Here is a 23,581-nt window from a genome sequence, read left to right on the forward strand (position 1 = left end):
TATAAAAAAACAATATTCATTCATCTTTAACTTAATAAATTCCTATAAATTCCTTCTTTTGGCTGGTGCCTTCAAAGAGGTTTACTATCTTAATAGTTTAAAACAAAATTCTCTATACGATTTAAACCCTCCGTTAAAGTTTCCATAGAATACGCGTACGATAGTCGAATATAGTCTTCTCCATAAGAGGAGAAAGCACTTCCAGGAACGACGGCTACCCTTGCTTCCGTAACTAATTTTATTGCAAACTCATAGGATGTTAACTGGAATTGTTTAATAGACGGAAATATATAAAATGCACCAGTAGGTTTAGTAACTGGAAGCCCAATTTTTTCTAGTCGACTTTCGACATATTCCAATCTTTGTCGATATGTATCTTTCATTGGAATAGCATCATTTTTCCCATTAGTGAGTGCTTCATAAGCAGCTTTCTGGGAAATAGAGGATGCGCAAGAAACATTATATTGATGGACTTTTAATATATGTTTAACTAGGTAAGACGGTGCAAATAAAAAACCAATACGCCACCCGGTCATTGAGTGAGATTTACTTAGCCCGTTAATGACTATCGTTTTATTTGGTAAATAGCTTGCAATTGAATGATGTCTTCCTGTGAACACGAGTTCACTATAAATTTCATCTGATAGAACAAAAATATTTTTATCTTTTAATAATGCCGCAATTTCCTCCAACTCATCAGGTGTGAGGGTAACTCCAGTTGGATTTGAAGGGTAAGGTAATACAATACAACGTGTTTTCTCAGTAATATGTTCTTCGATCGATTTTGCCGTCAGTTTAAAATCACTCATCGTCGTATCAACATGAATAGCCTTTGCACCACAAAGTTTTATGATTGGTTCGTAACCTGGATAAACTGGACCAGGAAGTATAACCTCTGTACCTTCTTCTAAAATTGTTCTAAAAGCGATATCTATTGCCTGACTTGCACCTATCGTGACAATGACTTCATTTTCTGGATCATATTGCAAACGGTATTTCTCCAATACAAAAGTTGATGCTGCTCTTCGTAATGCTAGGTCACCTGCATTAGGAGTGTATGTAGTATAGTTTTTTGTTATAGATTCAATACCTGCATCTTTAATATGGTTAGGTGTATGAAAATCAGGTTGGCCGATTGTTAAAGATATAACGTCTTCAAAATCTGCAACAAAGTTAAAAAATTTTCGAATGCCAGATATCTCAATGTTTTTTACACGTGAATTAATAAGGTGTTCCATGTTAACGTACATCCTTCCGAAAAAAATTTAAAGGTTGTCTCATATAAAAAGATTAAGATTAGTATATAAATAATGACTGCATTTGTCCAAAAAAGATGAAATCATTCGAAAGAAATGATTTAAAAAACGCCGAATTTTTACAAGTTTCTCTAAAATACTGTGATAAAGTAATAGAACATTTTATAGAAAGGCTTCTTTCGTACCTTTGTTATTGTCACTGCATTTAAAACTGCGATAAGAGGTTTTATGCAACAGTCATCACGTTAACGACGAATTCAAGCCTTAGTAAAAAAGGGAGGAAGAAAACATGGAGTATGAACTTAGTTGTAAAGGGAGTGCCTTACCTTGTGAAGTGACAATTGACGAAGACAATGGGAGGTATATGATTCGTAAAGCGGATTCTAGTGGTGAAATTTTTAATAGTCCAGTGGAGCTAGTTAGGTGGATTGTTGAGAATTGGCATCCTGAAGACTTTCGAGACCAGACTCAATTTACTAATATGGTGAAGGAAATTCAATCCTATTTTCCTATCAATAACAAATAGATTTATGTCAGCTACGATTGTTTGCTGCAACCATTAATTAATTGAAAGGCGGGAGGTATATGGAACGAGAAACAACAGCAAAGGATATGATGATGAAGGATGACCATTATGTCTGGCACTCCATGAAACCATATGACCCTAAATCGACGATGGTAATAAGTCAAGCAAAAGGATCTTGGATAACTGATATAAACGGAAATAAATATTTAGATGCAATGTCTGGACTATGGTGTGTAAATGTAGGGTATGGACGTAAAGAGCTTGCTGAAGCCGCATATGACCAATTATTGCAATGTCCATATGTCCCACTTACTCAAAGTCACATACCAGCTATTCATTTAGCCGAAAAGCTCACTAAACTGTTGGGCGATGATTATGTTTTCTTTTTCTCAAATAGTGGTTCCGAAGCAAATGAAACCGCATTTAAAATTGTCAGACAATATCATCAACAACGTGGTGACCATCACCGATACAAAATTATATCTCGTTATAGAGGTTATCATGGTAATACCTTTGGTTCGTTAGCTGCTACAGGTCAGGCACAAAGGAAGTATAAATATGAACCGCTTGCTTCAGGTTTTATTCATGTGGCCCCACCAGATGCTTACAGGTGTGAAGAGGACACTATTGCAAAAGACCCTGTTGATTTAGCGTCTGTTAAAGCTATTGATCACGTGATGACATGGGAGTTAAGCGAGACGATGGCTGCTGTAATTATGGAACCGATCATTACGGGTGGTGGTATTTTAATGCCCCCAGATGGGTATATGAAAGGTGTAAAAAAAGTATGTGAAAAACATGGTTCCCTCCTTATATCAGATGAAGTCATTTGCGGTTTTGGTCGAACTGGGGAGCCATTTGGATACATGAATTATGATGTTAAACCGGACATTATTACAATGGCAAAAGGAATTACGAGTGCTTACCTACCTTTAGCTGCAACAGCTGTTCGGAAAAATATTTATGAATCGTTTAATGGTTCAGAGCAATATGATTTTTTCCGACATGTCAATACTTTTGGGGGTAACCCTGCAGCTTGTGCGCTTGCAATGAAAAATATTGATATTATGGAGCAGGAACAGCTCTTTGAGCGATCAAAAAGCGTAGGTTCAGCTATATTACAAGAGTTTGATGAGAGGCTTGAAGATCATCCCTACGTGGGAGATATACGAGGGAAGGGGCTGCTAATCGGAATAGAATTAGTTAACGATAAAGTCTCTAAACAACCATTAGCTATTGACAAAGTAAATAAAGTAATTGAGGTTTGTAAAAACCACGGGGTAATCATTGGGAAAAATGGGATGACTGTTTCAGGGTATAACAATGTTTTGACAATTGCACCACCTTTAACGATTAAGGATGAAGATGTGAATTTATTAATTAAAGTTGTTACGCAAGCATTAGATGCAATCCATTAATTGAACGAATGATAGTTGTGTCATTTTTATATAGAGTAGTAACAATACTTCAACTACATACATTTTTGTTCTAAAATCGAAAGTTTAAATTTAAGATAAGGGCTGTTTAAATATTGCTTAGAACTACTCAATCTTGACAGTTAAATTTGATAAGTCTTGTTAAAGGTAACTTGAATGATCTCACAACAAATAAAGTTTGGTCGAAAGGATGGTGATAAGATGAGAGTTGGCATTCCAAAAGAAATAAAAACAAGTGAAAGTAGAGTAGCGCTTACACCAGCTGGCGTACTACATTTAACGCGAGCAGGCCATAAAGTTTTTATTGAAAGTGGTGCTGGCCTACAATCTGGTTTTTTTGATGAATTGTATATTGAAGCTGGTGCAGAAATTGTTGAATCTGCAAAAACAGCTTGGGAATGTGATATGGTGATGAAAGTTAAAGAGCCTTTAACAGAAGAGTATCATTACTTCTATGAGGGATTAATTATATTCACTTATTTGCATTTAGCAACAAATAGGGAGCTAACAGAAGCACTCGCCGAGAAAAAAGTAGTTGCTATAGCATATGAAACAGTTCAAATGGAAGACAAGACCTTGCCTTTATTAACTCCAATGAGTGAAGTGGCAGGGAGAATGGCTACGCAAATTGGCGCACAGTTTCTAGAAAAATCTAAAGGTGGTAAAGGGGTACTACTTGGAGGAGTGCCCGGGGTGAAAAGAGGAAAGGTCACGATTATAGGTGGTGGAGTAGTTGGCACTAATGCCGCAAAAATAGCAATAGGGCTTGGGGCAAATGTGTCAATTATTGATGTTAATCCAAATAGGCTGAGGGAGCTAGATGACATTTTTGGAACCTCGATTCAAACACTTATGTCTGATCCGTATACAATTGGGCAAGCAGTATTAGATTCGGATTTAGTTATAGGAGCAGTACTTATACCTGGGGCAAAGGCACCAAAGCTTGTTTCGTCGGAAATGGTTAGGATGATGGAAGAGAGGTCTGTTATCGTTGATGTAGCAATCGATCAAGGGGGTATATTTGAAACGACTGATAGGGTAACAACACATAAGGATCCAACGTATGTAACGCATGGTGTAGTTCATTATGCTGTAGGAAATATGCCTGGAGCAGTACCAAGAACATCTACAATCGCTTTAACGAATGTCACAATACCATATGCTGTAAATATTGCAAGTAAAGGCTATAAATTGGCATGCCTGGACTGTCCAGCTCTGTTAAAAGGTGTCAATGCTGCTGGAGGGTTTATTACGTATAAAGAAGTCGCTGATGCACACAGTCTTTCGTACAGAGAAGTAAAAACGGCATTAAATGAAGGTCAAAAAGTATAAAAAGGAGGGAGGTGATCAAGTGGTGACCTCCCTATTCTTCATTGTTGAAAAGTGAAATGAAAAGGAAAAGGTATGATAATACTCAATGGAATTTGATTAACTAATATGTTAAACAAAATGCTCCAAGTACGATAATCAACAGAATGAATAGTACAACAATTAACGCAAATGTAGATCCAAAGGCTCCTCCTACTCCAGGACCGTAGCCATATCCAGGATAGCCAGCGCCAGCTACACCGTAGTTACACATTAATAAATCACCCCACTTTCTCATTCTCTATATATGTCTATGACATATTTATAATTTTGTCTGTACGAATGTGCATGATTAAAACGTACAATTTATTGTTTAGCTGAAAAACCATATGAGTGTACAACTTTCATGTGTTTATATAAAGCTTTTTTCGTAAAGTTTGTTGCAAATATTCGTAAATTAAAATTATAAGTTGAAGATGTTGTTTTACGTAACTGTCATCGCTTTATCCAAGAAAGGATACCACGCGTTCAAGTTGTATACATGTTTATTTAGTAATATGATAAACAACAATCTATGTGAAAACAGTTTTGTATGAATATAGTACCGTATGCTGTTAGTATTATAATCAGTGGAAATATAAGTCAAGAAAGGGTTGGTTTCGTTGTCGACAGTTAACGAAGAATTTTCTAAAACTCTAATACAATCATTGAAGGGTGAGCGTGGGCATATCCCAATTAACAGAGCGCTCTCAGATATTGATGGGCAACTTGCAGGGGAGAGCATCGAAGGTTTACCATATACAATTTATCAACTTCTAGGTCATATGTCGTATTGGCAGGATTTTTTCTTAGAATTTCTTCAAGGTGGAAACCGTGACCTACCAAAGAGTGCAATGGATACTTGGCCAGAGGATAAATCGCCTTCTAGTAATGAAGAATGGGTAAAGATTGTAGAAAATTTTTTAAATGGCATAGATAAAGCTTGTGAAATAGCACGAAAGATACGACTTGATGAACCGTTACAAAATTGGCCTACTGAAACTCCTGTTAGCTCATTACGTAATATAGCTTCACATAATACATATCATTTAGGTGAAATTATTTTAATACGTCGATTGCTTGGCGCATGGCCACCACCTGGTGGAGGCTATCCAGCATAAAATGAATACATATAAAGCAAAGCTCCAGTAAACCTATTATAGGACACTGGAGCTATAACAAAATTGTTTATAAGTAACAAAGGTTTCTTTCGTTAAGAATTTTCGTACTAAGAAATGTTATTTAACTAGGGTTTGTAGCAACTACTCTTCTTGAATACGGTGATAATTAGCTGTTTCAATTTGAAAGCTAAAATGCCACAGTTTACAAAGAGGTTTTTACTTAATATCCATAATCCCAATCAACTTCTTCCTCATGCCACATAACAGGTGACACTTGGCCAAATTCTATATTTTTGTTGTCAATTGAGCAATTACATTGTTGACATCCACACTGTTTTTTTATTTCATGGTATATTGATTTATCAACGTCTTCTAATATTGTTACAGGTCGAGTCTCTTTGAATAAAATTGCTGTACCCTTCATATAAATCCACCCCTTTTTACATGCTAATTTATGTTATCAATTGTAGTGATTTTTAAATTCACCTACATTTTATTCCGAGTGATTTATTATGTCTATAGTAATGTGAAAGTGTTCACAAATGTGGCACAAATGATCCTCTATTTATTTTCAAACTTTACTTCTAATTAGAAAAGATGTTCACCAGTGGAATGATTATTGGTGAAAACAACACTAAAGTGTCTATCGAACTCCAATTTATTCAAGTAATATAGTTACAATCTCACAAATATTTAAGTAGTCATGCTATAGTGACAGTCATTATTGAGGTTCCATTAGCTCTGATAGGATCCAATATATGTATTTTATTATAGGGAATGGATAAGAAGAAAATAAAGCAACATGATGAGGAGGTGTGCGATGAGTTCTTACAGGAAAAAAGCCTTATTATTCGGTATTTTATTAATATTAGGATTAGTTTCAGGTATATTCTCAACGGTTCCAGCTTTAGAACAATCGGATTACCTATTTAAATTATCATCAAGCAAAGTGCAAGTTATGCTCGCTGTGTTTTTTCAATTTTCTATGGCCACTGTATATGTTTGTTTGGCCGTTTTATTATATCCAATAATTAAGAAATATAATGAAGGAATAGCTCTTGCATATTTCGGATTCAGAATTATTGGAGCAGCATTTCTTTTTGTTGGAATAGTTTCTCTACTATTACTATTATTCATTAGTGAACGTTTTATAATAGAAGGTCAGCCAGATCTATCCTATTTCAAAACTATTGGAGAATTGCTTCGATTATATAGAGATGGGATGAATCATATTGCAATGATATTACCGTGGAGTATAGGTGGTTTAATACTATATTATTGCTCTTTTCGAATGAATCTTTTTCCTATATGGCTTTCAATTTGGGGCTTTATTGGCTGTATTTTAACTCTAGTAGTAACATTTCTCTTGATGTTTGATGTAATTAAATTAATAACACCAATTTATTTTATTATGAATACTCCAACAGCTATATTTGAGTTGGTTCTTGCTGTTTATTTGATGATGAAAGGCTTCAATCCAATAGCTGAAGACTCAAATTATAAATGAGTTAAAATTTGTGCAACTTGTTTAAAATGTGTTCCCCTAAGTACCTCATTAAATAGAAATTAGTGATTCCATGCTCATTTTATCAACACCTTGATTATATTCTAAAGTTAATTATTAGGAGAATAATAGATATAAATGTTGTCAAGTTATTGCTTTTTTTTGAAATGTGTTGCTTTTTTCACTTACTTTTGAGCAACTGCTGATGATTTTCTAGCCTTTAGAAGTGAAAAGATGCCAAACGTTAGCTAATTACGAAAAGGAACAATTAATGTGAAAACAGCGAAAGTTAATGAATGACTATTGTGGAGTGTTAATTTGCAAAATAGCACATTTTTAAAATATATTACTCTGATTTGAAATCATTATGATTTATTAAACTTTGACGTGTTAAAGGAGGAGTTTAGGATAAAAGCGATTGTATATGAGCATTTTGGTTCGCCTGATGTCTTAGAACTAAAAGATGTGAAGAAACCAATACCAAAGGACAATGAAGTATTGATTAGAGTATTTGCAACTTCTATAAATTATGGAGATTTAGTGGCTCGAAATTTTAGTGAAATCACCCCTAGTAAATTTAATATGCCCTTGCTCTTCTGGGCATTTTCTAAATTTTTCTTCGGACTTAGGAAGCCAAAGATAAATATTCTAGGAAGTGAGTTTGCTGGGCAAATTGAATTAGTAGGAAAAGATGTCAAATCATTTAAACTAGGAGATGAGGTTTTTGGATATCTCGGTCAAAATATGGGTGCTTATGCACAGTATATTTGTCTAGCAGAAAAAGGGATATTAGCCACTAAACCAACGAATATGACTTTTGAGGAAGCAACAGTCGTCCCTTATGGGGCAATGACTGCGTTGAATTTACTTCGAAAAGTAGATGTTCGTAGTGGACAAAAAGTAATTATTAATGGGGCGTCTGGGAGTATAGGTTCTGCAGCAGTACAAATTGCAAAATACTTTGGTGCGGAAGTCACCGGTGTATGTAGTACTTCGAGAGTCGAATTTGTGAAAGCTCTGGGGGCTGACAAAGTTATTGATTACACAACTGATGATTTTACTAAAAACGGTGAAACATACGATCTTATTTTTGACATATTGGGCAAGAGTTCGTTTTTAAAATGTAAAGACTCACTAAAGCAAAATGGTCATTACCTTTTAGCCAGCTTTAAAATAAAGCAGCTTTATGAAATGCTGTGGACTTCAATGTTTAGCAGTAAGAAAGTAATTTGTGCATTATCAACCGAGAAGGCTGAAGATTTACATTTCCTAAAAGAGCTTATTGAGAAGCGGAAGATAAAGTCACTCATAGATAGATCCTTTCCCTTAGAACAGATTGATGATGCTCACAGGTATGTTGAATCCGGACAAAAAAAAGGGTTTGTTGTTATTACTATGTAATTTGTTTGGCTCTTTTCGTAAACTTTGTTGCTTGATTTTTATTGTCTATAGAGAAGAAAAGAGCCGTTATTAACTGTTACAATTACATATTACTTCCTTTTGCTTTTAAGTTCTGTAATAATTACTATAATGTAAAAAATCCATAATTTAGTAGTAAGAAGGATAGAATTAATAAATGTAAAGGAGAAAACAATGAGTTATCAACAAGCCTTACAAAAATATATAGAAGCGACAAACTCTCATGATTTCAATAATGTGAAAAAAGTTCTTCATGAAAATGCCGTTTATTGGTTCACAAACAAATCTTGTGTGACTTTAGAAGAAATTCACAATTATTTTGAAAATGCGTGGCATACAATCAAAGACGAGGTATATGCAGCAAAGGATGTAGAGTGGATTGCAGTAGATCAAAAAACTGCCACGTGTATATATACATATCATTATGAAGGTTATTATAATGGCAAATTTGTTACGGGAAGTGGTCGAGCAACAAATATCTTTGTCAAAAATAATGATTATGACGATTGGAAGTTAATCCATGAACATTTAAGTAGTCTTTAATTGGATTAAAAAGTCACACCTCTTTGTTAGTACTTCGTGAGAAAGAAGAAAGTTCTCGGAATGAAAAGCAATAAATCAATCGAAAGCAGCTTAAATTACAAAGGAACGACATATAATTCATAAAAATAGAGGATTTATATGGAGGGGTTATAATGAAAGTTCATAAAATGACATTTTTTATAATCTCACTGTTTATTCTTGTTTCTTGTTCATCAAAAACGATTGGTGATCCGGATATTAATGAGCAAGTTTATGATGAATTAGGTGAAGGAGTAGTAATTCCAGAATTTGAAAACTATCCAATGGTATTTGCTATAATACAAATGCCACCAATAGGTAATAGTAAAAAATTAACCATAGTATACGCTGAAGAAAGAGGAGAAATCATAGAGGACTTTAGTGACCCCGCAATGATACAAGCTTATGAGAAAGAAACAAATTCCAAATTTTTATATGGAGTATATGATGGAAAAACTGTATTGGAATATACTTACATTGAAGACGGAGGGTTATCCTTTTCAAACGGAAAAACAATGGTTTTGAATGGAAAAACGATTGAATATGTGGAAAAAAAGAATGATAAGAATGAATTTTTATTTGTAGCGTTTAATTATAAAGGGTCTGCTTATTCTTTTATATTTAATTTGAGTGAAGGTTTTGTACAAGAAGCAGCATTCGAAATTGTAGAAAGTGTCATTAACGAAGTAGATAATGAGTTGGATTCTTAGTTTGCTTTTTGTTACTTATTTCTGACCAACTGACAAAATGATGGATGGGAATATTGAAAATTATAGTGGCATATTATACGAATTTCAAATTAAGACAGTTGACTACCATATAAAATGCATAACATAGCAATGGTGAAAGTTGTAAAGAAGTTGAAGAAAGAATGGTAGTTGATGGCTGATATAATATCAATGTTTTGTTGTAGTAGACTAAATACGCCTAGTTCCTTCTCATATCTCAATGATAAGGAACCGGGATTTTTTTTTATTTATTAGAAACGGATTGTGAAATGAAATAATTTTAGTTATCAAAAATCATGCTCGTTGTAAATACGAAGGATGAGGTTAATAAGTTGCTAAGTTTGATGTTTTGAAATTAGCTTTAGTTATGAAGGAGAGTTTAAGGAGAGGACATTTTTTTGCATAATCATTTCTTCATTACGATTAGTTTGATGTACCGAAAAACTAATAGAAACTAGCTATACAGTGTACTTGGTACAATACGTGTCACAGTATGTATAGTTTAACTACTGGAAAATAGAATAATAAAATGGATGTAAAATATGGCAAGCTTTTTCTTTATTTATTATTATAAAAATAGTAAAGTGAAAATAGAGATTTAGTTAGTGTAGAAGAGGGGGATCATTATATGGCTACAAATAATGGTATATTACTAGAAAGTGGTACAAATGAATTAGAAATAGTAGAATTCGGTATTGGTAACAATAAATTTGGTATCAATGTTATAAAAGTTAAAGAGATTATTAATCCAGTTGTGGTTACAGAAGTACCACATGTACACCCAAACGTAGAAGGAATTATTGAGTTGCGTGGGGAGGTTCTTCCAGTTGTAGATGTTGCTAAGGCACTTGGGTTCCCTAAGTCGACTAATCCAAAACTTGATAAGTTTATCGTTGCTGAATTTAATCAACAAAAAATTGTATTTCACGTTCATACCGTTACACAGATTCATCGGATTTCTTGGGATAAAATTGAAAAGCCTTCAGATATGTACCAAGGTTTAGAAAGTCAAATAATTGGTGTTGTAAAAATGGAGAGTGACATGTTATTGTTGCTCGATTTTGAAAAGATTGTTGTTGACATTAACCCAGATTCGGGTGTGAATGTGAATAAAGTGAAAAAGTTAGGTAAACGAGAGAGATCATCTAAAAGGCTCGTCATTGCTGAAGATTCACCTTTATTAAGGAAACAGTTAGAAGACACGTTAAAAGAAGCTGGCTTCAGTAACCTTGAGTTTTTTGAAAATGGTAAAGAAGCATTAGCTTACTTGGAGGAGACAATTAACGCAGGAAAAGAGATAACAGAGGTAGTACAGCTCGTAATAACTGACATAGAAATGCCTCAAATGGACGGTCATCATTTAACTAGACGCATTAAAGAGGATAAGAAATTATCAAAATTACCAGTAGTCATTTTTTCTTCTTTAATAACGGACGACCTTCGTCACAAAGGGCAAATGGTAGGTGCAGAAGGACAAGTGAGTAAACCGGAAATTGCCCAATTAGTGCATTTAATAGATGAGTTAATAATTTAAATATTAGGTAATAATAAAGTTATTATAAGTCGAAAGTTGGGTAGTAAAATGAGATGGATCATCCAAGCTTTAGGACAGAGATGGGTACTATTTAGTTTATTAGTCATTAATACACTAGGTACAATATATGGTTACTATTGGTATAGGTGGCAATTATATGCAACACCTCCAAAATACCTTATTTTTGTGCCAGATAGTCCTACTGCGTCATTATTTTTCGTTTTTGTTCTCGTGGCCTTTTTACTTAAAAAGAATTGGGGTCTAATTGAAGCGTTAGCTATCGTCACTTTATTTAAGTATGGCATTTGGGCTGTTGTCATGAATATACTAGTATATTTTGAGTTAGGTTCACTGGATTTTGCTAGTTTGATGCTAATCTTTTCACATGGTGCCATGGCGTTGCAAGGGTTACTTTTTGCGCCTTTTTACCGCATAAAATGGTATCATTTAGCAATCGCTAGTGTGTGGACTTTACATAATGATGTTATTGATTATGTTTTTGGTATGTTACCTTGGTATCACGTGTTAAATGAATATGTACAACAAATTGGGTATTTTACATTTTGGCTTAGTATAACATCTATTGCCATTACGTATGTTCTTTGTGTGAAAAAAGATAGGTTTGTGTTGAGCATAACGTAATAACATATTTTTTACCATTCGCGAAATACTTTGACGACGTTGATAACAACTTTTCAACATCACAAGTAGCATTATTCTAGTTCGTTTTCTAGCAAATGCTTATCAGCTTTTTAATCAGGTGGAGCAGAGTCTCCACTTTGGTCTTTTTACAAGGTTGTATTCGACATTGGTTGTTTTATTTCCTACTAATAAATAAACACGGATCCATTTATAGTTTTGTGGAATCTTTTAATAGCTTATGACGCTGTTGTCGACTTCATACTATGAACGAGGTGAACAGCTTGTCTAGGCTTTTTTCGTATTTTTAGTTCTACTCTTGTCCACCTTCTCATAATTATTAATAGAAGTTTGAGGAGGGACAAGTATGAATAGACGTATGATGTTGTTGTTAGTACTAATACTATTAGTATTGCCAAGTAATAAATACGCTGCGGAAATAGAGCATTGGAAAAAACTTGATGAAATAGCTGATGAAGCTTTACAGATGGTGAAAAGTGAGAGATATGACGATGCAAAAAGTCTCTTGGAACACTTTACTAATGAATTTTTACAATTTAGTAGTAGTGATAAACCATATACTATGGATGAATTACGAGTGATAACAATTACACATAATAATGCTGTTGAAGCTGTAACTAAGACGGCTCTTTCTCATGAAGAAAGGATTAGAAAAGTTGTACAATTCCGATTGGTTATTGATGCTATCATTTCAGAGCATCAACCGTTATGGGTTGAAATGGAGCATTCGACAATGAAGTACTTTCATCAAATGAAAGGTGCAATTGAGCAAGATGATACTGAAACATTTCAATATATGTTGAATTTATTCTTAAATAAATATGAAGTTATTCAACCTAGTATTAAGGTCGATGTTAATCCTGAGTGGGTAACGAGAGTGGATAGCCATATTCGTTTTCTAGAATCAAATCAACATATTAGTTTGGAAAAAACTAAACAAATTCAACAACTTGATCAAATGGAAGCTGATTTAAATGAATTATTTAATGCAGTGAAGGATGATGATACTGATCCGTCGCTATTATGGGTAATGATTTCTATTGGAAGTGTTATTTTATTATCATTATCATATGCTGGATGGAAAAAATACAAAGCTGATAAGGTAAAACAACAGTCACGTAAAAAGCTAAATGATTGACATAATATCTGTTGTTCAGCTAAAATTATCATTATATTATTAAAATAGAGGAGTGGAGTAAGTTAGCATGTGGTACATCGCCTATTTTGCACTACTAATTATTATTCCTATTTGGGCTCAAATGAAGGTGAAGGGAGCGTATAAAAAATATTCTAAAGTCCCATCATCATCAGCAATGTCTGGAGCTCAAGTAGCTCGTAGCATATTGGATGCGAACGGCTTACACGATGTCAATATTGAGGAAACACGTGGAGTGCTGTCTGACCATTATGACCCACGTTCAAAAACAGTTCGTCTTTCGTCAGATAACTATCATGGTCATTCACTTGCTGGTACAGCTGTTGCGGCACATGAAGTTGGACATGCGATACAAGATCAACAGGATTATGCATTTTTACGATTAAGACATTCACTTGTTCCTGTAGCAAATATCGGTTCGAATTTTTCTTGGATAATTATTCTTGCAGGTATTATTTTTGCTTCAGCAAACATGCTGTTATTAGGTATCATCTTTATGGCATTTGCAGTGTTGTTTCAGGTGGTTACATTACCAGTTGAATTTGACGCCTCTAATCGTGCAATGGAGCAAGTGGTATCACTAGGTGTGATTAGAAACGAGGAAGAAAGAGAAACGAAGAAAGTGCTTAATGCAGCTGCATTAACATATGTTGCAGCGGCAGCGGTTGCTGTCTTAGAGCTTGTAAGATTTGTACTAATGTATATTGGTATGTCACAAGACGATTAAGAAGTAAAGCTTACAAATAATAATTGCAATAAATAAAGGACCAGGATACGATTTATCCTGGTCCTTTGTTTGCTTTAAATCCGCATTTATCCTTATCTAATACATAACGTAATTAACTTTGTTGTGCAAACTAATCTATGTAATCATGAGTTAACGTTCAAGTGGTTTTTTATTTTCGTCAAGTGTGAATCCTTCACCTAATACGTCATGGACATCACTTACTGCAACGAAAGCGTGAGGATCAATAGATGTAATAACGTTCTTCAAGCGGACGATTTCATTTTTTCCTACAACACAATATAAGACATTTTTATCAATTTTAGAAAATGAGCCCTGTGCTTTCAAGAAGGTTGCTCCTCTATCCATTTCCTTCATAATTTTTTCAGCTATTTCTTCATTTTTATCTGAGATAATCGTAGCACCTTTGGCAGCATATGCACCTTCCTGCATGAAATCAATGACACGAGCTCCAACAAATACTGCAACGAGTGTATACATTGCTTCCTGATATGTTAAATATACGATAAGTGAAATCGTAATAACTGCTGCATCAAATAAGAACATTGTTTTTCCCATGCTCCAGCCAATGTATTTATGTGCTAATCTAGCAAGTATATCTACACCACCGGTAGTTCCACCAAAGCGAAAAATGATGCCTAAACCAACACCGATAAAGACTCCTGCAAATAATGCTGCTAAAGTTAAATCCTCATTTAATGGCATTTGAATAGTATAGCGCTGGAAAATCCATAAAAAGACTGACAAGCCCACTGTTCCAATGACCGTATACAAAAATGCTTGTCTGCCAAGTAACCTCCAACCGAGAATAAACATTGGAATATTTAACAATAAATTTGAATATGCCGGATCTATTTTTAGAGTAAAGAATAATAGCAAAGTAATACCAGTAAATCCACCTTCGGCAAGGTTATTTTGCATATTAAAATGAACGAGTCCAAATGCGAAAATTGCTGATCCTAGTAAAATAAATAAGATATTTTTAGTTCTGATTCCTAATTGCATAACGTCCTCCAAAACAGTAGTCAGATTAAATCGTATTACACATAAAACTTTTATGTTAGACTGTTTTCGCATTGATTGTTGTTTTTCGTATTTAGAAATAAACCGTACACAACTAGCGTTCGTGGTATCTTTTCTTCGGTACAACGATTTCTTACAGTGTATAACCACTTTTTTGGTACAACAACAAATTTTACGAAAAGAGCCTGATGCTATGTATCTTGCGTATAAAACGAACGGCAAGAGCTTGCCTTCTTCCTGGAGCTTTATCGCTTCATAATGGTATTTATGTCCTGTTTCAGAATCAACTGGTCGTATCTTGTCGGCCGAGCAAGGATAACGACATTTCACCTAAGACAATATGACATACTCTTATTATAAGTAAATTTTAGTGCCCCAACTTTTCTTATTATATTTGAACTAGCCGATAGTTACAATAGATGAAATAATGGATAAAAGGGTCAATTGAAAAACGAAACATTTGTCAAATGAGTAGCTTTTGGCTAACATGTAAGATGAGAAAGAGGTGGTTATGAATGACTAAAACGTTAAATGAAATCCAGCTTGAAGTTGATCAGTATATTAATCAATTTAAAGAAGGTTATTTTAGCCCATTAGCAATGCTGGCTAGAATGACTGAAGAGCTAGGAGAACTAGCACGTGAAATAAATCATTATTACGGTGAAAAGCAAAAGAAGGATACTGAGAATGAACGGGAAATTCAAGAAGAACTAGGTGATATGCTCTTTGTATTAATTTGTTTAGCAAATTCCCTCGACATAAATTTAGAAACTGCGCACGATCGTGTAATGGATAAATTTCAAACTAGAGATAAAAATCGCTGGACTTTAAAAGCGAAAGGAGAATGACAGCAATGGGTGAACAAATTAACATTGTTCTTGCAGGCCCTAGAGGTAGAATGGGCAAAGAGGCCTTACATTTAATACATAATACAAAGGAATTTTCATTAGTAGGAGCGGTAGATCGCAAACATGATGGGCAACTTATCTCTGATATTAACGGTTTACCTAACATGGATACACCGATTTATACTAATTTAGAGAATTGTTTACAAGCTCACCAAGCAGACGTGTTAGTAGATTTGACGACACCAGAAATTGGTAAAAGACATACAGAAATAGCTTTACAATATGGTGTTAGACCTGTTGTTGGAACAACTGGTTTCTCAGCTGAAGACTTAGCAAGAGTTACTGAATTAGCTGCGAGCAAAAAACTTGGTACGATAATAGCCCCAAATTTTGCTGTTGGTGCTGTACTTATGATGAAATTTTCACAAATGGCTGCTAAATATTTTCCGGACATCGAAATTATTGAACTGCACCATGATCAGAAATTAGACGCTCCTTCTGGTACGGCTATAAAAACAGCACAATTGATATCAGCGGAGAGAGAGGCAAAACAACAAGGGCATCCTGATGAACATGAGGCAGTAGCGGGTGCTAGAGGAGCCAATATTGATGGGATGCATATACATAGTGTAAGACTACCTGGTTTGATAGCACATCAACAAGTATTATTTGGGGGAAATGGACAAACCTTAACAATTCGTCATGATTCATATAATAGAGAATCATTCATGACAGGCGTGAAGATTTCAATTGAAACTGTTATGAAACTTGATCACCTAGTATATGGATTAGAAAATATTATTGCATAATGGAGGAGCAAGATGAAAATAGCACTTGTAGCCCATGATAAAAAGAAAAATGATTTAATTCAATTCTCAACAGCTTATTTATCGACATTGGAAAAACATGAACTTTATGCTACTGGTACGACAGGACAAAAAATTTCTGAAGCTACTAACTTGAAAATCCATCGCTTTCAATCAGGTCCACTTGGGGGTGACCAAGAAATTGGAGCGATGGTAGCAAACAATAAAATGGATATGGTCATATTTTTTCGTGACCCATTAACTCCGCAGCCTCATGAGCCAGACGTAACTGCTTTAATACGACTTTGTGATGTGTACGCGATTCCATTAGCAACAAATATGGGAACAGCTGAGATTTTGGTCAAAGGTCTAGAACGAGGAGAATTCCAGTGGCGCTCAATTATTCACGAACAACAAGGTGAACAGACATGAAACTAGATATGCTCGCATTCGGTGCTCATGCTGATGATGTAGAAATTGGCATGGGTGGCACGATTGCCAAATATACTAATAAAGGATTCAAAATTGGCATATGTGATTTAACAGAAGCCGAGTTATCTTCAAACGGAACAGTTGATATTAGAAAGCAAGAGGCTATGCAGGCATCTGCGATACTATCTATTAGTGAACGATTAAACTTACAACTTCCTGATCGTGGTTTATACAAAAAAGAAGAATATATAAAGTTAATTGTTGAGAAAATTCGCTTCTATCGACCAAATATTGTTTTTGCACCTTATTTTGACGATCGGCATCCGGATCATGGGAATTGCGCACATCTTGTAGAAGAAGCAGTATTTTCAGCTGGAATTAAGAACTACGAAGATAACGAACGCTTAGCAGCACATAAAGTATCATCATTATATTTTTATATGATCAATGGCTTTCATAAACCTACTTTTGTAATTGATATATCACAAACTATAGAACAAAAGCTAAATAGTTTAAGAGCATATAAAAGTCAATTTACGAAGGTAAATGATTCAATTGATACTCCATTAACCAATGGATACATAGAGACAGTAAAAAGTAGAGAAAGATTATTCGGCAAAGAGGTTGGCGTTGATTATGCAGAAGGGTTTATTAGTAAAAAGCCTTTGCTTATGAAACATGATTTGTTAGGAGAGTGTAAATGAAGATGAAAATTGGTATCACTTGTTACCCCTCAGTTGGAGGGTCGGGTGTTATTGCAACTGAGCTAGGAAAAATGTTAGCAGAAAGAGGGCATGAAATTCATTTTATTTCATCAAGCATGCCATTTAGGCTCAACAAGTTGTATTGTAATATTTATTATCATGAGGTAGAAATCAACCAATATTCTGTTTTTAAATATGCTCCCTATGACCTTTCATTAGCGTCAAAAATGGCAGAAGTAGCAAAACGTGAACAATTGGATTTATTACATGTTCATTATGCTATACCTCATGCTGTATGTGCTTATTTAGCTAAGCAAATGGTTGGAGATGAGAAGCTGAAAATTGTAACGACATTACACGGTACTGATATTACAGTTCTTGGCTATGACCCATCATTGAGTGATATGATAAAATTTGGAATAGAGAATTCAGATGTTGTTACAGCTGTTTCTAATTCACTTGTTGAGCAAACGTATGACTTACTTGATGTTAAGAAAGAAATTACCACTGTTTATAATTTTGTTGATGAGCGTGTTTATTCTAAAAAAGAAGCCGTCCAAAATTTAAAAGCTGAGTATGGGATAGACGAAGAAGATAAAGTTATTATCCATGTATCGAATTTTCGTCAGGTAAAAAGAGTCACTGATGTTGTAAAAGCATTCAATATCATTGCAAAACAAGTAAAGTCAAAACTGTTGCTAATCGGCGATGGCCCTGAGGTGACAGTTGTTTGTAAATTGGTAAACGATTTACAATTAACTGATAAAGTACTTTTTTTAGGTAAACAAGAAAATGTTGAGGAGTTATACTCAATTAGTGATTTAACACTACTCTTGTCTGAAAAGGAAAGTTTTGGCCTCGTATTACTTGAGGCATTCGCTTGTGGTGTGCCAGGTATTGGTACAAATATTGGTGGAATTCCAGAAGTAATCACGCCTGGAGAAAATGGCTACATTAGTCAGGTCGGAGATATAGAAGATGTTGCAAAGAAAGCAGTACAAATTCTGACAGATGATCAATTACACAAACAAATGTCTGAAGCAGCTGTTTCAACTGTAAAAGAAAAGTTTCATTCCACAAAAATAGTTGAACAATATGAACGTTTATATTTTACTTTACTAAACCGTAGTGTTGACATTGTTAAATAAGATTTTTTTCATGAAACTGCTATGATTTTTTACAAAGTCTCTTTTCGTAAACTTTGTTTGCGCTTGAGGCTAATTTAGGACAGTAAAAATTTACGCAATTGACTTTATTTAATAAGAAATGTGTGACGAAGGATTTGTTTATAAGTATTTATTTCATAATTAAATAAGCAACAGATAACACAATGAAAGTCCATTTATAAAATGCAAAACCTATCTTCAAGTTGAAATGTTGTAATTTATCCTAAACATGAAGTTACGCTCTAATTTTTTAGTTCAAACTAGTTGAGGAGTTTGATGTTATTAACATATAGAATCATGAAGGTTTAATAAAAGGAGATATCTTATGTTACATGATCCGTTTGAGCTACCAACATATATTATCCAAACAATACAGCAGGCAGGATTCGAAGCATATTTTGTTGGGGGAGCAGTAAGAGATATGTTATTACATCGTGAAATAGGTGACGTTGATATTGCAACATCAGCGTTACCTCAACAAGTTATAGAGCTGTTTCCGAAGACAATTGATGTTGGTATCCGCCACGGTACAGTTGTAATCCTTCATAAAGGTGAATCATTTGAAGTAACTACATTTCGTAATGAAGGGGATTATGAGGAACATCGACGTCCTAAGGACGTTACGTTTATTAGCTCTCTTTCGGAAGATTTACAGAGGCGTGACTTTACAATTAATGCAATTGCAATGACAGCCTATGGAGACTTAATTGATCCTTTTGATGGTCAAGCTGATATACAAAAACAGATGATTCGTTGTGTAGGTGACGCAACAGAACGATTTAATGAAGATGGCTTACGGATGTTACGAGCTATACGCTTTGTTAGTCAACTTTCCTTTTTCTTAAGTGATGATACGAAAGCTGGTATAAGCCGATGTAACAACATATTAAAACATATTTCTGTTGAAAGAATTACAGCTGAGTTTGAAAAAATTATGAGAGGAAATAATAGTCATATAGCTTTTCAATTACTAGCTGAACTTAAAATATATAAATTTTTGCCTCATTGTGCGAATAAACAAAGCGAATTTGAACAACTGGCAAAGTATAAATGGCACTTACTTCAAAAAAACGAAGAGTTTTGGACTTTATTCACAATGTTATTAAAAGTGGAAACACCAGGAAATTTTTTACGTTCGTGGAAATTGCCAGTAAAAATAATTAGAAGTGTTGAAATAAACATACATTATTATAATATGTTATTAGCATCAGAATGGACAATGACTACACTGTATCAATGTGGACTAGAACATGCAGAACAAGTTGAGCGTATAAGAGCTGTTATACATCAAAATGATGGTATAGAAAGGCTGCATAATATAAAAAAAATGTACGCTAGTTTACCAATCATTTCTCGAAAGCAGTTAGCAGTTAATGGAAATGACCTGCAAGCTTGGTTTAATAAAAAACCTGGTCCTTGGTTAAAAGAATATATTAACAATATCGAGATGGCAATTGTAAATGGAGAGGTTGAAAATGAGGTAGAGAACATAAAGGAGTGGCTGTTACATTGCAATCTGAAACTAGAAAACAATTGTTAGAAGCTTTCACCGGTGCTGGAGATGAATTTATATCAGGGCAAAAAATAAGTGAACTACTTGGTTGCACTCGAACGGCTGTTTGGAAACATATTGAAGATTTACGTAACGAAGGGTATGAGCTAGAGGCAGTCCGTCGAAAAGGCTACAGAATTACCAAAAAACCTAATAAGATCTCAAGTAACGAAATACAACTTGGTTTACAAACAAAAGTAATGGGTAGGAACGTGCAGTTTCATGAGAAAGTTACTTCAACACAAAGGGTTGCTCATACACTTGCACATGAAGGTGTAAAGGAAGGAACGATCGTTCTAGCTGAAGAGCAAACAGAAGGTCGAGGCAGACTGAATAGATCTTGGTTCTCTCCAGAGGGGACAGGAATTTGGATGAGTTTAATAGTCAGACCTAATATTCCTCCTCAACAAGCACCTCAGCTTACATTGCTCACAGCTGTAGCTGTTGCACAAGGTATTGAAGAACTTACTCATTTGTCGCCTAAAATTAAGTGGCCTAATGATATTTTAGTGAATGGTAAAAAGGTAGTGGGTGTATTAACAGAGCTTCAAGCTGAGCCTGAGTGCATTCATTCTGTTATCATTGGTGTTGGAATAAATGTCAATCAACAAACAAGTGATTTTCCAGAAGGGATTGACAAAACTGCCACATCATTAGCGATAGAAACTGGGAACAAACTCAATCGAGCTGAATTGATTCAACACATCCTATTAAAGTTTGAAAAGTTGTATTTTGAGTATTTAAAACACGGCTTTTTATTCGTTAAGCTGTTATGGGAAAGTTATGCAGTAAGTATTGGTAAAAATATTGTAGTAACAACGTTAAATGAAACGAAGAAAGGTGAAGCTTTAGGTATTACAGATGAAGGCGTACTAATGATGAAGGATGAAATGGATAACATCCATTATATTCATTCAGCTGATATTTCTATTATGTAATATATAAAGGAATTCTTTCGTTTACTTGCTTTTAATTCATAAACTTTCGGGTCTGATAAGATGATCATCATTTTATAGATCTACGGGCAAAGGTGTTAAGTTCCTTGTAGTAATGACAACGCTTAAGACTAAAGAAACCTTTCTTTACACTAAGTACATATTGTAAAGTTTTGCTGGAAAAAAGGACAACAATTCTGTATAATTTTGCTTGAGGGTAGTATCCTGATGAGAACTATACCTTTTTCAATAAGTTTAAATATGTTTAAAGCTAGTCTGCCTTGATCCAACATATGGACTGGGACAGAGGGATGAAGCAAACCGATGATGTGAATAATATCCTTCTTTCTCATGCTTTTTGAGACTGGGGGATTTTTTAATACGAACAAGCCGGTTATTCATGCCCTCTAAAAAAGGAGGGAAAAACGTGAAACAAGTACCAAATTTTTCACAAATGAAGCAAGAGAATGATCCGATTATTATGTTAACAGCATATGATTATCCATCAGCTAAGCACGCTGAGGAAGCAAACGTTGACATGATTTTAGTAGGAGATTCTTTAGGTATGGTTGTTTTAGGTTATGAATCAACGATACCAGTGACAGTTGATGATATGGTCCATCATACGAAAGCAGTTAAGCGTGGTGCACAAGATACTTTTATCGTTACGGATATGCCATTCATGTCATATCAAATCTCGAAAGAGGAAACGCTAAGAAATGCCCAACGAATTATTCAGGAAGCTGGAGCTCATGCTGTTAAGGTTGAGGGAGCAGGTGATGTACTTGATATGATGAAAATTTTAACATCAAGTAATATTCCTGTAGTAGCTCATTTGGGATTGACTCCTCAATCTGTAGGTATTTTAGGCGGATATAAAGTGCAAGGGAAGGATCATCAGGCAGCTAAACAACTACTTGAAGATGCTAAAAGCTGTGAAGAAGCTGGTGCAATCGCATTAGTGCTTGAATGTATTCCTACTCAATTGGCAGAGCAAGTAACGAAGGTAATAAACATACCGACAATAGGTATTGGTGCAGGAAGAACGACAGATGGACAGGTACTTGTTTATCATGATGTGATCGGTTATGGAGTTGAAAGAGTACCAAAGTTTGTAAAGCAGTATACAACGGTTAATAATGACATAAAAACAGCTTTAGAAGGTTTTGTTGCAGAAGTGAAAGATCGTAAGTTCCCAGAGAAAGGGCATTCTTTTCATATGAAAGAAGAAGAACTGGAAGCACTTTACGGGGGAGCTAAAGCATGATCGTCATTAGCAAAATATTAGATATGCAAACAATGATTAAAGAGTATCGGCAAAAAGGCATGAGTATAGGTTTTGTGCCAACGATGGGATTTTTACACGAAGGACATATCTCTTTAATGAAACATGCTCGTCCCCAAAATGATATTGTTGTGGCTAGCATTTTTGTAAACCCTTTGCAATTTGGTCCAAATGAAGATTTTGATTCATATCCACGTGATATAGATAGAGATGAAAAAATGGCAAGTGATGCGCAAGTTGACATATTGTTTTATCCTGATGTTCATGAAATGTATAATTCAGCAATGTCAACTACTGTCGTTGTGAACGATCGTGTCAATGTTCTTTGTGGAAAATCGAGACCTGGACATTTTGATGGAGTGGCAACTGTCTTAACAAAATTATTTAATATTGTGAGCCCTGATAATGTATACTTCGGTATGAAAGATGCTCAACAGGTTGCTGTTGTTGATGGTTTAATTAAAGATTTTAACTTTCCAATTAACATAGTTCCCATTGAAACTGTTCGAGAAGCAAACGGTTTAGCAAAAAGTTCTCGAAATGTCAGGCTAACTAATATAGAGAGACAACAAGCACCATATTTATATAAAAGCTTACAACTAGCTAAAGAACGAATTAAGCTAGGTGAAAAAGACCCAAATACAATTATTGCCTTAATTACTGATTATATTGACACACATACTGATGGAAATATTGATTATGTAGAATTGTATTCCTATCCTAAATTAACTGCCTTATCTAAAATTAGTGGCAACATCATTATAGCAATCGCAGTTAAGTTTACAGAGGTAAGGTTGATTGATAATATTACTATGGAAGTTTGTAAGGAGGAATAAC

At 34.6% G+C, this 23,581-nt stretch carries 25 protein-coding genes; 21 read left to right on the plus strand and 4 right to left on the minus strand.

What is annotated here, in order from left to right; translation table 11 throughout:
* Positions 1 to 89 precede the first annotated feature (89 nt).
* Positions 90 to 1,238, minus strand: coding sequence for an aminotransferase A (locus SLH52_RS14720; protein WP_320210036.1), 1,149 nt, complete (start codon positions 1,236 to 1,238; stop codon positions 90 to 92).
* A gap of 307 nt (positions 1,239 to 1,545) precedes the next feature.
* On the opposite strand from SLH52_RS14720, the gene SLH52_RS14725 reads away from it, so the two are divergent.
* The 3 genes from SLH52_RS14725 to ald all read left to right on the plus strand — a co-directional run bounded on the left by SLH52_RS14725 (position 1,546) and on the right by ald (position 4,550).
* Positions 1,546 to 1,782 (plus strand): hypothetical protein, encoded by a 237-nt coding sequence (locus SLH52_RS14725; protein ID WP_214481285.1) that lies wholly within the window; start codon positions 1,546 to 1,548, stop codon positions 1,780 to 1,782.
* Between the two features lie 59 nt (positions 1,783 to 1,841).
* Positions 1,842 to 3,200 carry an aspartate aminotransferase family protein gene (locus SLH52_RS14730; RefSeq protein ID WP_320210037.1) on the plus strand — a complete coding sequence of 453 codons (1,359 nt, stop codon included), beginning with the start codon at positions 1,842 to 1,844 and terminating at the stop codon, positions 3,198 to 3,200.
* 219 nt (positions 3,201 to 3,419) lie between these two features.
* Positions 3,420 to 4,550: an alanine dehydrogenase gene (gene ald, locus SLH52_RS14735; protein WP_320210038.1), complete on the plus strand. Its 1,131-nt coding sequence runs from the start codon at positions 3,420 to 3,422 to the stop codon at positions 4,548 to 4,550.
* Positions 4,551 to 4,650: 100 nt separating this feature from the next.
* Here the strand turns inward: ald and SLH52_RS14740 are convergent, their stop codons facing one another.
* The gene (locus SLH52_RS14740; protein ID WP_214481282.1) at positions 4,651 to 4,800 is read right to left on the minus strand and encodes a YjcZ family sporulation protein; all 150 of its coding nucleotides are present in this window, start codon (positions 4,798 to 4,800) and stop codon (positions 4,651 to 4,653) included.
* A gap of 388 nt (positions 4,801 to 5,188) precedes the next feature.
* Here SLH52_RS14740 and SLH52_RS14745 point away from each other — a divergent pair, with 388 nt between their 5' ends.
* The gene (locus tag SLH52_RS14745) at positions 5,189 to 5,686 is read left to right on the plus strand and encodes a hypothetical protein (RefSeq protein WP_320210039.1); all 498 of its coding nucleotides are present in this window, start codon (positions 5,189 to 5,191) and stop codon (positions 5,684 to 5,686) included.
* Between the two features lie 220 nt (positions 5,687 to 5,906).
* On the opposite strand, the gene SLH52_RS14750 is transcribed toward SLH52_RS14745, so the two are convergent.
* Entirely contained in the window at positions 5,907 to 6,110 is a 204-nt protein-coding gene (locus SLH52_RS14750; RefSeq protein WP_320210040.1) for a hypothetical protein, read from the minus strand.
* Between the two features lie 396 nt (positions 6,111 to 6,506).
* Between SLH52_RS14750 and SLH52_RS14755 the strand changes: the two genes are divergently transcribed.
* The 8 genes from SLH52_RS14755 to SLH52_RS14790 all read left to right on the plus strand — a co-directional run bounded on the left by SLH52_RS14755 (position 6,507) and on the right by SLH52_RS14790 (position 13,975).
* A complete protein-coding gene (locus tag SLH52_RS14755; RefSeq protein WP_320210041.1) occupies positions 6,507 to 7,193 on the plus strand; it encodes a DUF4386 domain-containing protein in 687 nt (228 codons plus the stop codon).
* 405 nt (positions 7,194 to 7,598) lie between these two features.
* Positions 7,599 to 8,591 (plus strand): NAD(P)-dependent alcohol dehydrogenase, encoded by a 993-nt coding sequence (locus SLH52_RS14760; RefSeq protein ID WP_320210141.1) that lies wholly within the window; start codon positions 7,599 to 7,601, stop codon positions 8,589 to 8,591.
* Positions 8,592 to 8,783: 192 nt separating this feature from the next.
* Positions 8,784 to 9,152 (plus strand): nuclear transport factor 2 family protein, encoded by a 369-nt coding sequence (locus SLH52_RS14765; protein WP_320210042.1) that lies wholly within the window; start codon positions 8,784 to 8,786, stop codon positions 9,150 to 9,152.
* 152 nt (positions 9,153 to 9,304) lie between these two features.
* Positions 9,305 to 9,880 (plus strand): hypothetical protein, encoded by a 576-nt coding sequence (locus tag SLH52_RS14770; protein ID WP_320210043.1) that lies wholly within the window; start codon positions 9,305 to 9,307, stop codon positions 9,878 to 9,880.
* A 646-nt stretch (positions 9,881 to 10,526) separates the two neighbouring features.
* Positions 10,527 to 11,432 carry a chemotaxis protein gene (locus SLH52_RS14775; RefSeq protein ID WP_320210044.1) on the plus strand — a complete coding sequence of 302 codons (906 nt, stop codon included), beginning with the start codon at positions 10,527 to 10,529 and terminating at the stop codon, positions 11,430 to 11,432.
* Positions 11,433 to 11,480: 48 nt separating this feature from the next.
* On the plus strand, positions 11,481 to 12,074 hold the full coding sequence (locus SLH52_RS14780) for a DUF1405 domain-containing protein (protein WP_320210045.1): 594 nt from the start codon (positions 11,481 to 11,483) through the stop codon (positions 12,072 to 12,074).
* Positions 12,075 to 12,438: 364 nt separating this feature from the next.
* Positions 12,439 to 13,230, plus strand: a complete 792-nt coding sequence (gene ypjB / locus SLH52_RS14785) for a sporulation protein YpjB (RefSeq protein ID WP_320210046.1) — start codon at positions 12,439 to 12,441, stop codon at positions 13,228 to 13,230.
* A gap of 67 nt (positions 13,231 to 13,297) precedes the next feature.
* Positions 13,298 to 13,975, plus strand: coding sequence for a zinc metallopeptidase (locus tag SLH52_RS14790; RefSeq protein WP_214481273.1), 678 nt, complete (start codon positions 13,298 to 13,300; stop codon positions 13,973 to 13,975).
* Between the two features lie 150 nt (positions 13,976 to 14,125).
* Here the strand turns inward: SLH52_RS14790 and SLH52_RS14795 are convergent, their stop codons facing one another.
* Positions 14,126 to 14,998, minus strand: coding sequence for a YitT family protein (locus SLH52_RS14795; protein ID WP_320210047.1), 873 nt, complete (start codon positions 14,996 to 14,998; stop codon positions 14,126 to 14,128).
* A gap of 533 nt (positions 14,999 to 15,531) precedes the next feature.
* Between SLH52_RS14795 and SLH52_RS14800 the strand changes: the two genes are divergently transcribed.
* The 9 genes from SLH52_RS14800 to panC all read left to right on the plus strand — a co-directional run bounded on the left by SLH52_RS14800 (position 15,532) and on the right by panC (position 23,580).
* Positions 15,532 to 15,864, plus strand: a complete 333-nt coding sequence (locus SLH52_RS14800; RefSeq protein WP_320210048.1) for a nucleotide pyrophosphohydrolase — start codon at positions 15,532 to 15,534, stop codon at positions 15,862 to 15,864.
* Positions 15,865 to 15,869: 5 nt separating this feature from the next.
* On the plus strand, positions 15,870 to 16,673 hold the full coding sequence (gene dapB / locus SLH52_RS14805; RefSeq protein WP_320210049.1) for a 4-hydroxy-tetrahydrodipicolinate reductase: 804 nt from the start codon (positions 15,870 to 15,872) through the stop codon (positions 16,671 to 16,673).
* Between the two features lie 12 nt (positions 16,674 to 16,685).
* Positions 16,686 to 17,102 carry a methylglyoxal synthase gene (gene mgsA / locus SLH52_RS14810; RefSeq protein ID WP_320210050.1) on the plus strand — a complete coding sequence of 139 codons (417 nt, stop codon included), beginning with the start codon at positions 16,686 to 16,688 and terminating at the stop codon, positions 17,100 to 17,102.
* A complete protein-coding gene (gene bshB1, locus SLH52_RS14815) occupies positions 17,099 to 17,806 on the plus strand; it encodes a bacillithiol biosynthesis deacetylase BshB1 (protein WP_320210051.1) in 708 nt (235 codons plus the stop codon). Before mgsA ends, bshB1 begins: the two co-directional genes overlap by 4 nt.
* Complete coding sequence (bshA, locus tag SLH52_RS14820) at positions 17,803 to 18,954, plus strand: N-acetyl-alpha-D-glucosaminyl L-malate synthase BshA (RefSeq protein WP_320210052.1); 1,152 nt, start codon at positions 17,803 to 17,805, stop codon at positions 18,952 to 18,954. The genes bshB1 and bshA overlap by 4 nt, the downstream gene beginning before the upstream one ends.
* Before the next feature lie 343 nt (positions 18,955 to 19,297).
* Entirely contained in the window at positions 19,298 to 20,512 is a 1,215-nt protein-coding gene (locus SLH52_RS14825) for a CCA tRNA nucleotidyltransferase (RefSeq protein ID WP_320210053.1), read from the plus strand.
* The gene (locus tag SLH52_RS14830; RefSeq protein WP_320210054.1) at positions 20,470 to 21,462 is read left to right on the plus strand and encodes a biotin--[acetyl-CoA-carboxylase] ligase; all 993 of its coding nucleotides are present in this window, start codon (positions 20,470 to 20,472) and stop codon (positions 21,460 to 21,462) included. The genes SLH52_RS14825 and SLH52_RS14830 overlap by 43 nt, the downstream gene beginning before the upstream one ends.
* A gap of 424 nt (positions 21,463 to 21,886) precedes the next feature.
* The gene (panB, locus tag SLH52_RS14835; RefSeq protein WP_320210055.1) at positions 21,887 to 22,726 is read left to right on the plus strand and encodes a 3-methyl-2-oxobutanoate hydroxymethyltransferase; all 840 of its coding nucleotides are present in this window, start codon (positions 21,887 to 21,889) and stop codon (positions 22,724 to 22,726) included.
* Positions 22,723 to 23,580, plus strand: a complete 858-nt coding sequence (gene panC, locus SLH52_RS14840; protein ID WP_320210056.1) for a pantoate--beta-alanine ligase — start codon at positions 22,723 to 22,725, stop codon at positions 23,578 to 23,580. Before panB ends, panC begins: the two co-directional genes overlap by 4 nt.
* Position 23,581: the final 1 nt, after the last annotated feature.

This window comes from Cytobacillus sp. IB215665 (assembly GCF_033963835.1).
Lineage (GTDB): Bacteria > Bacillota > Bacilli > Bacillales > SM2101 > Nanhaiella.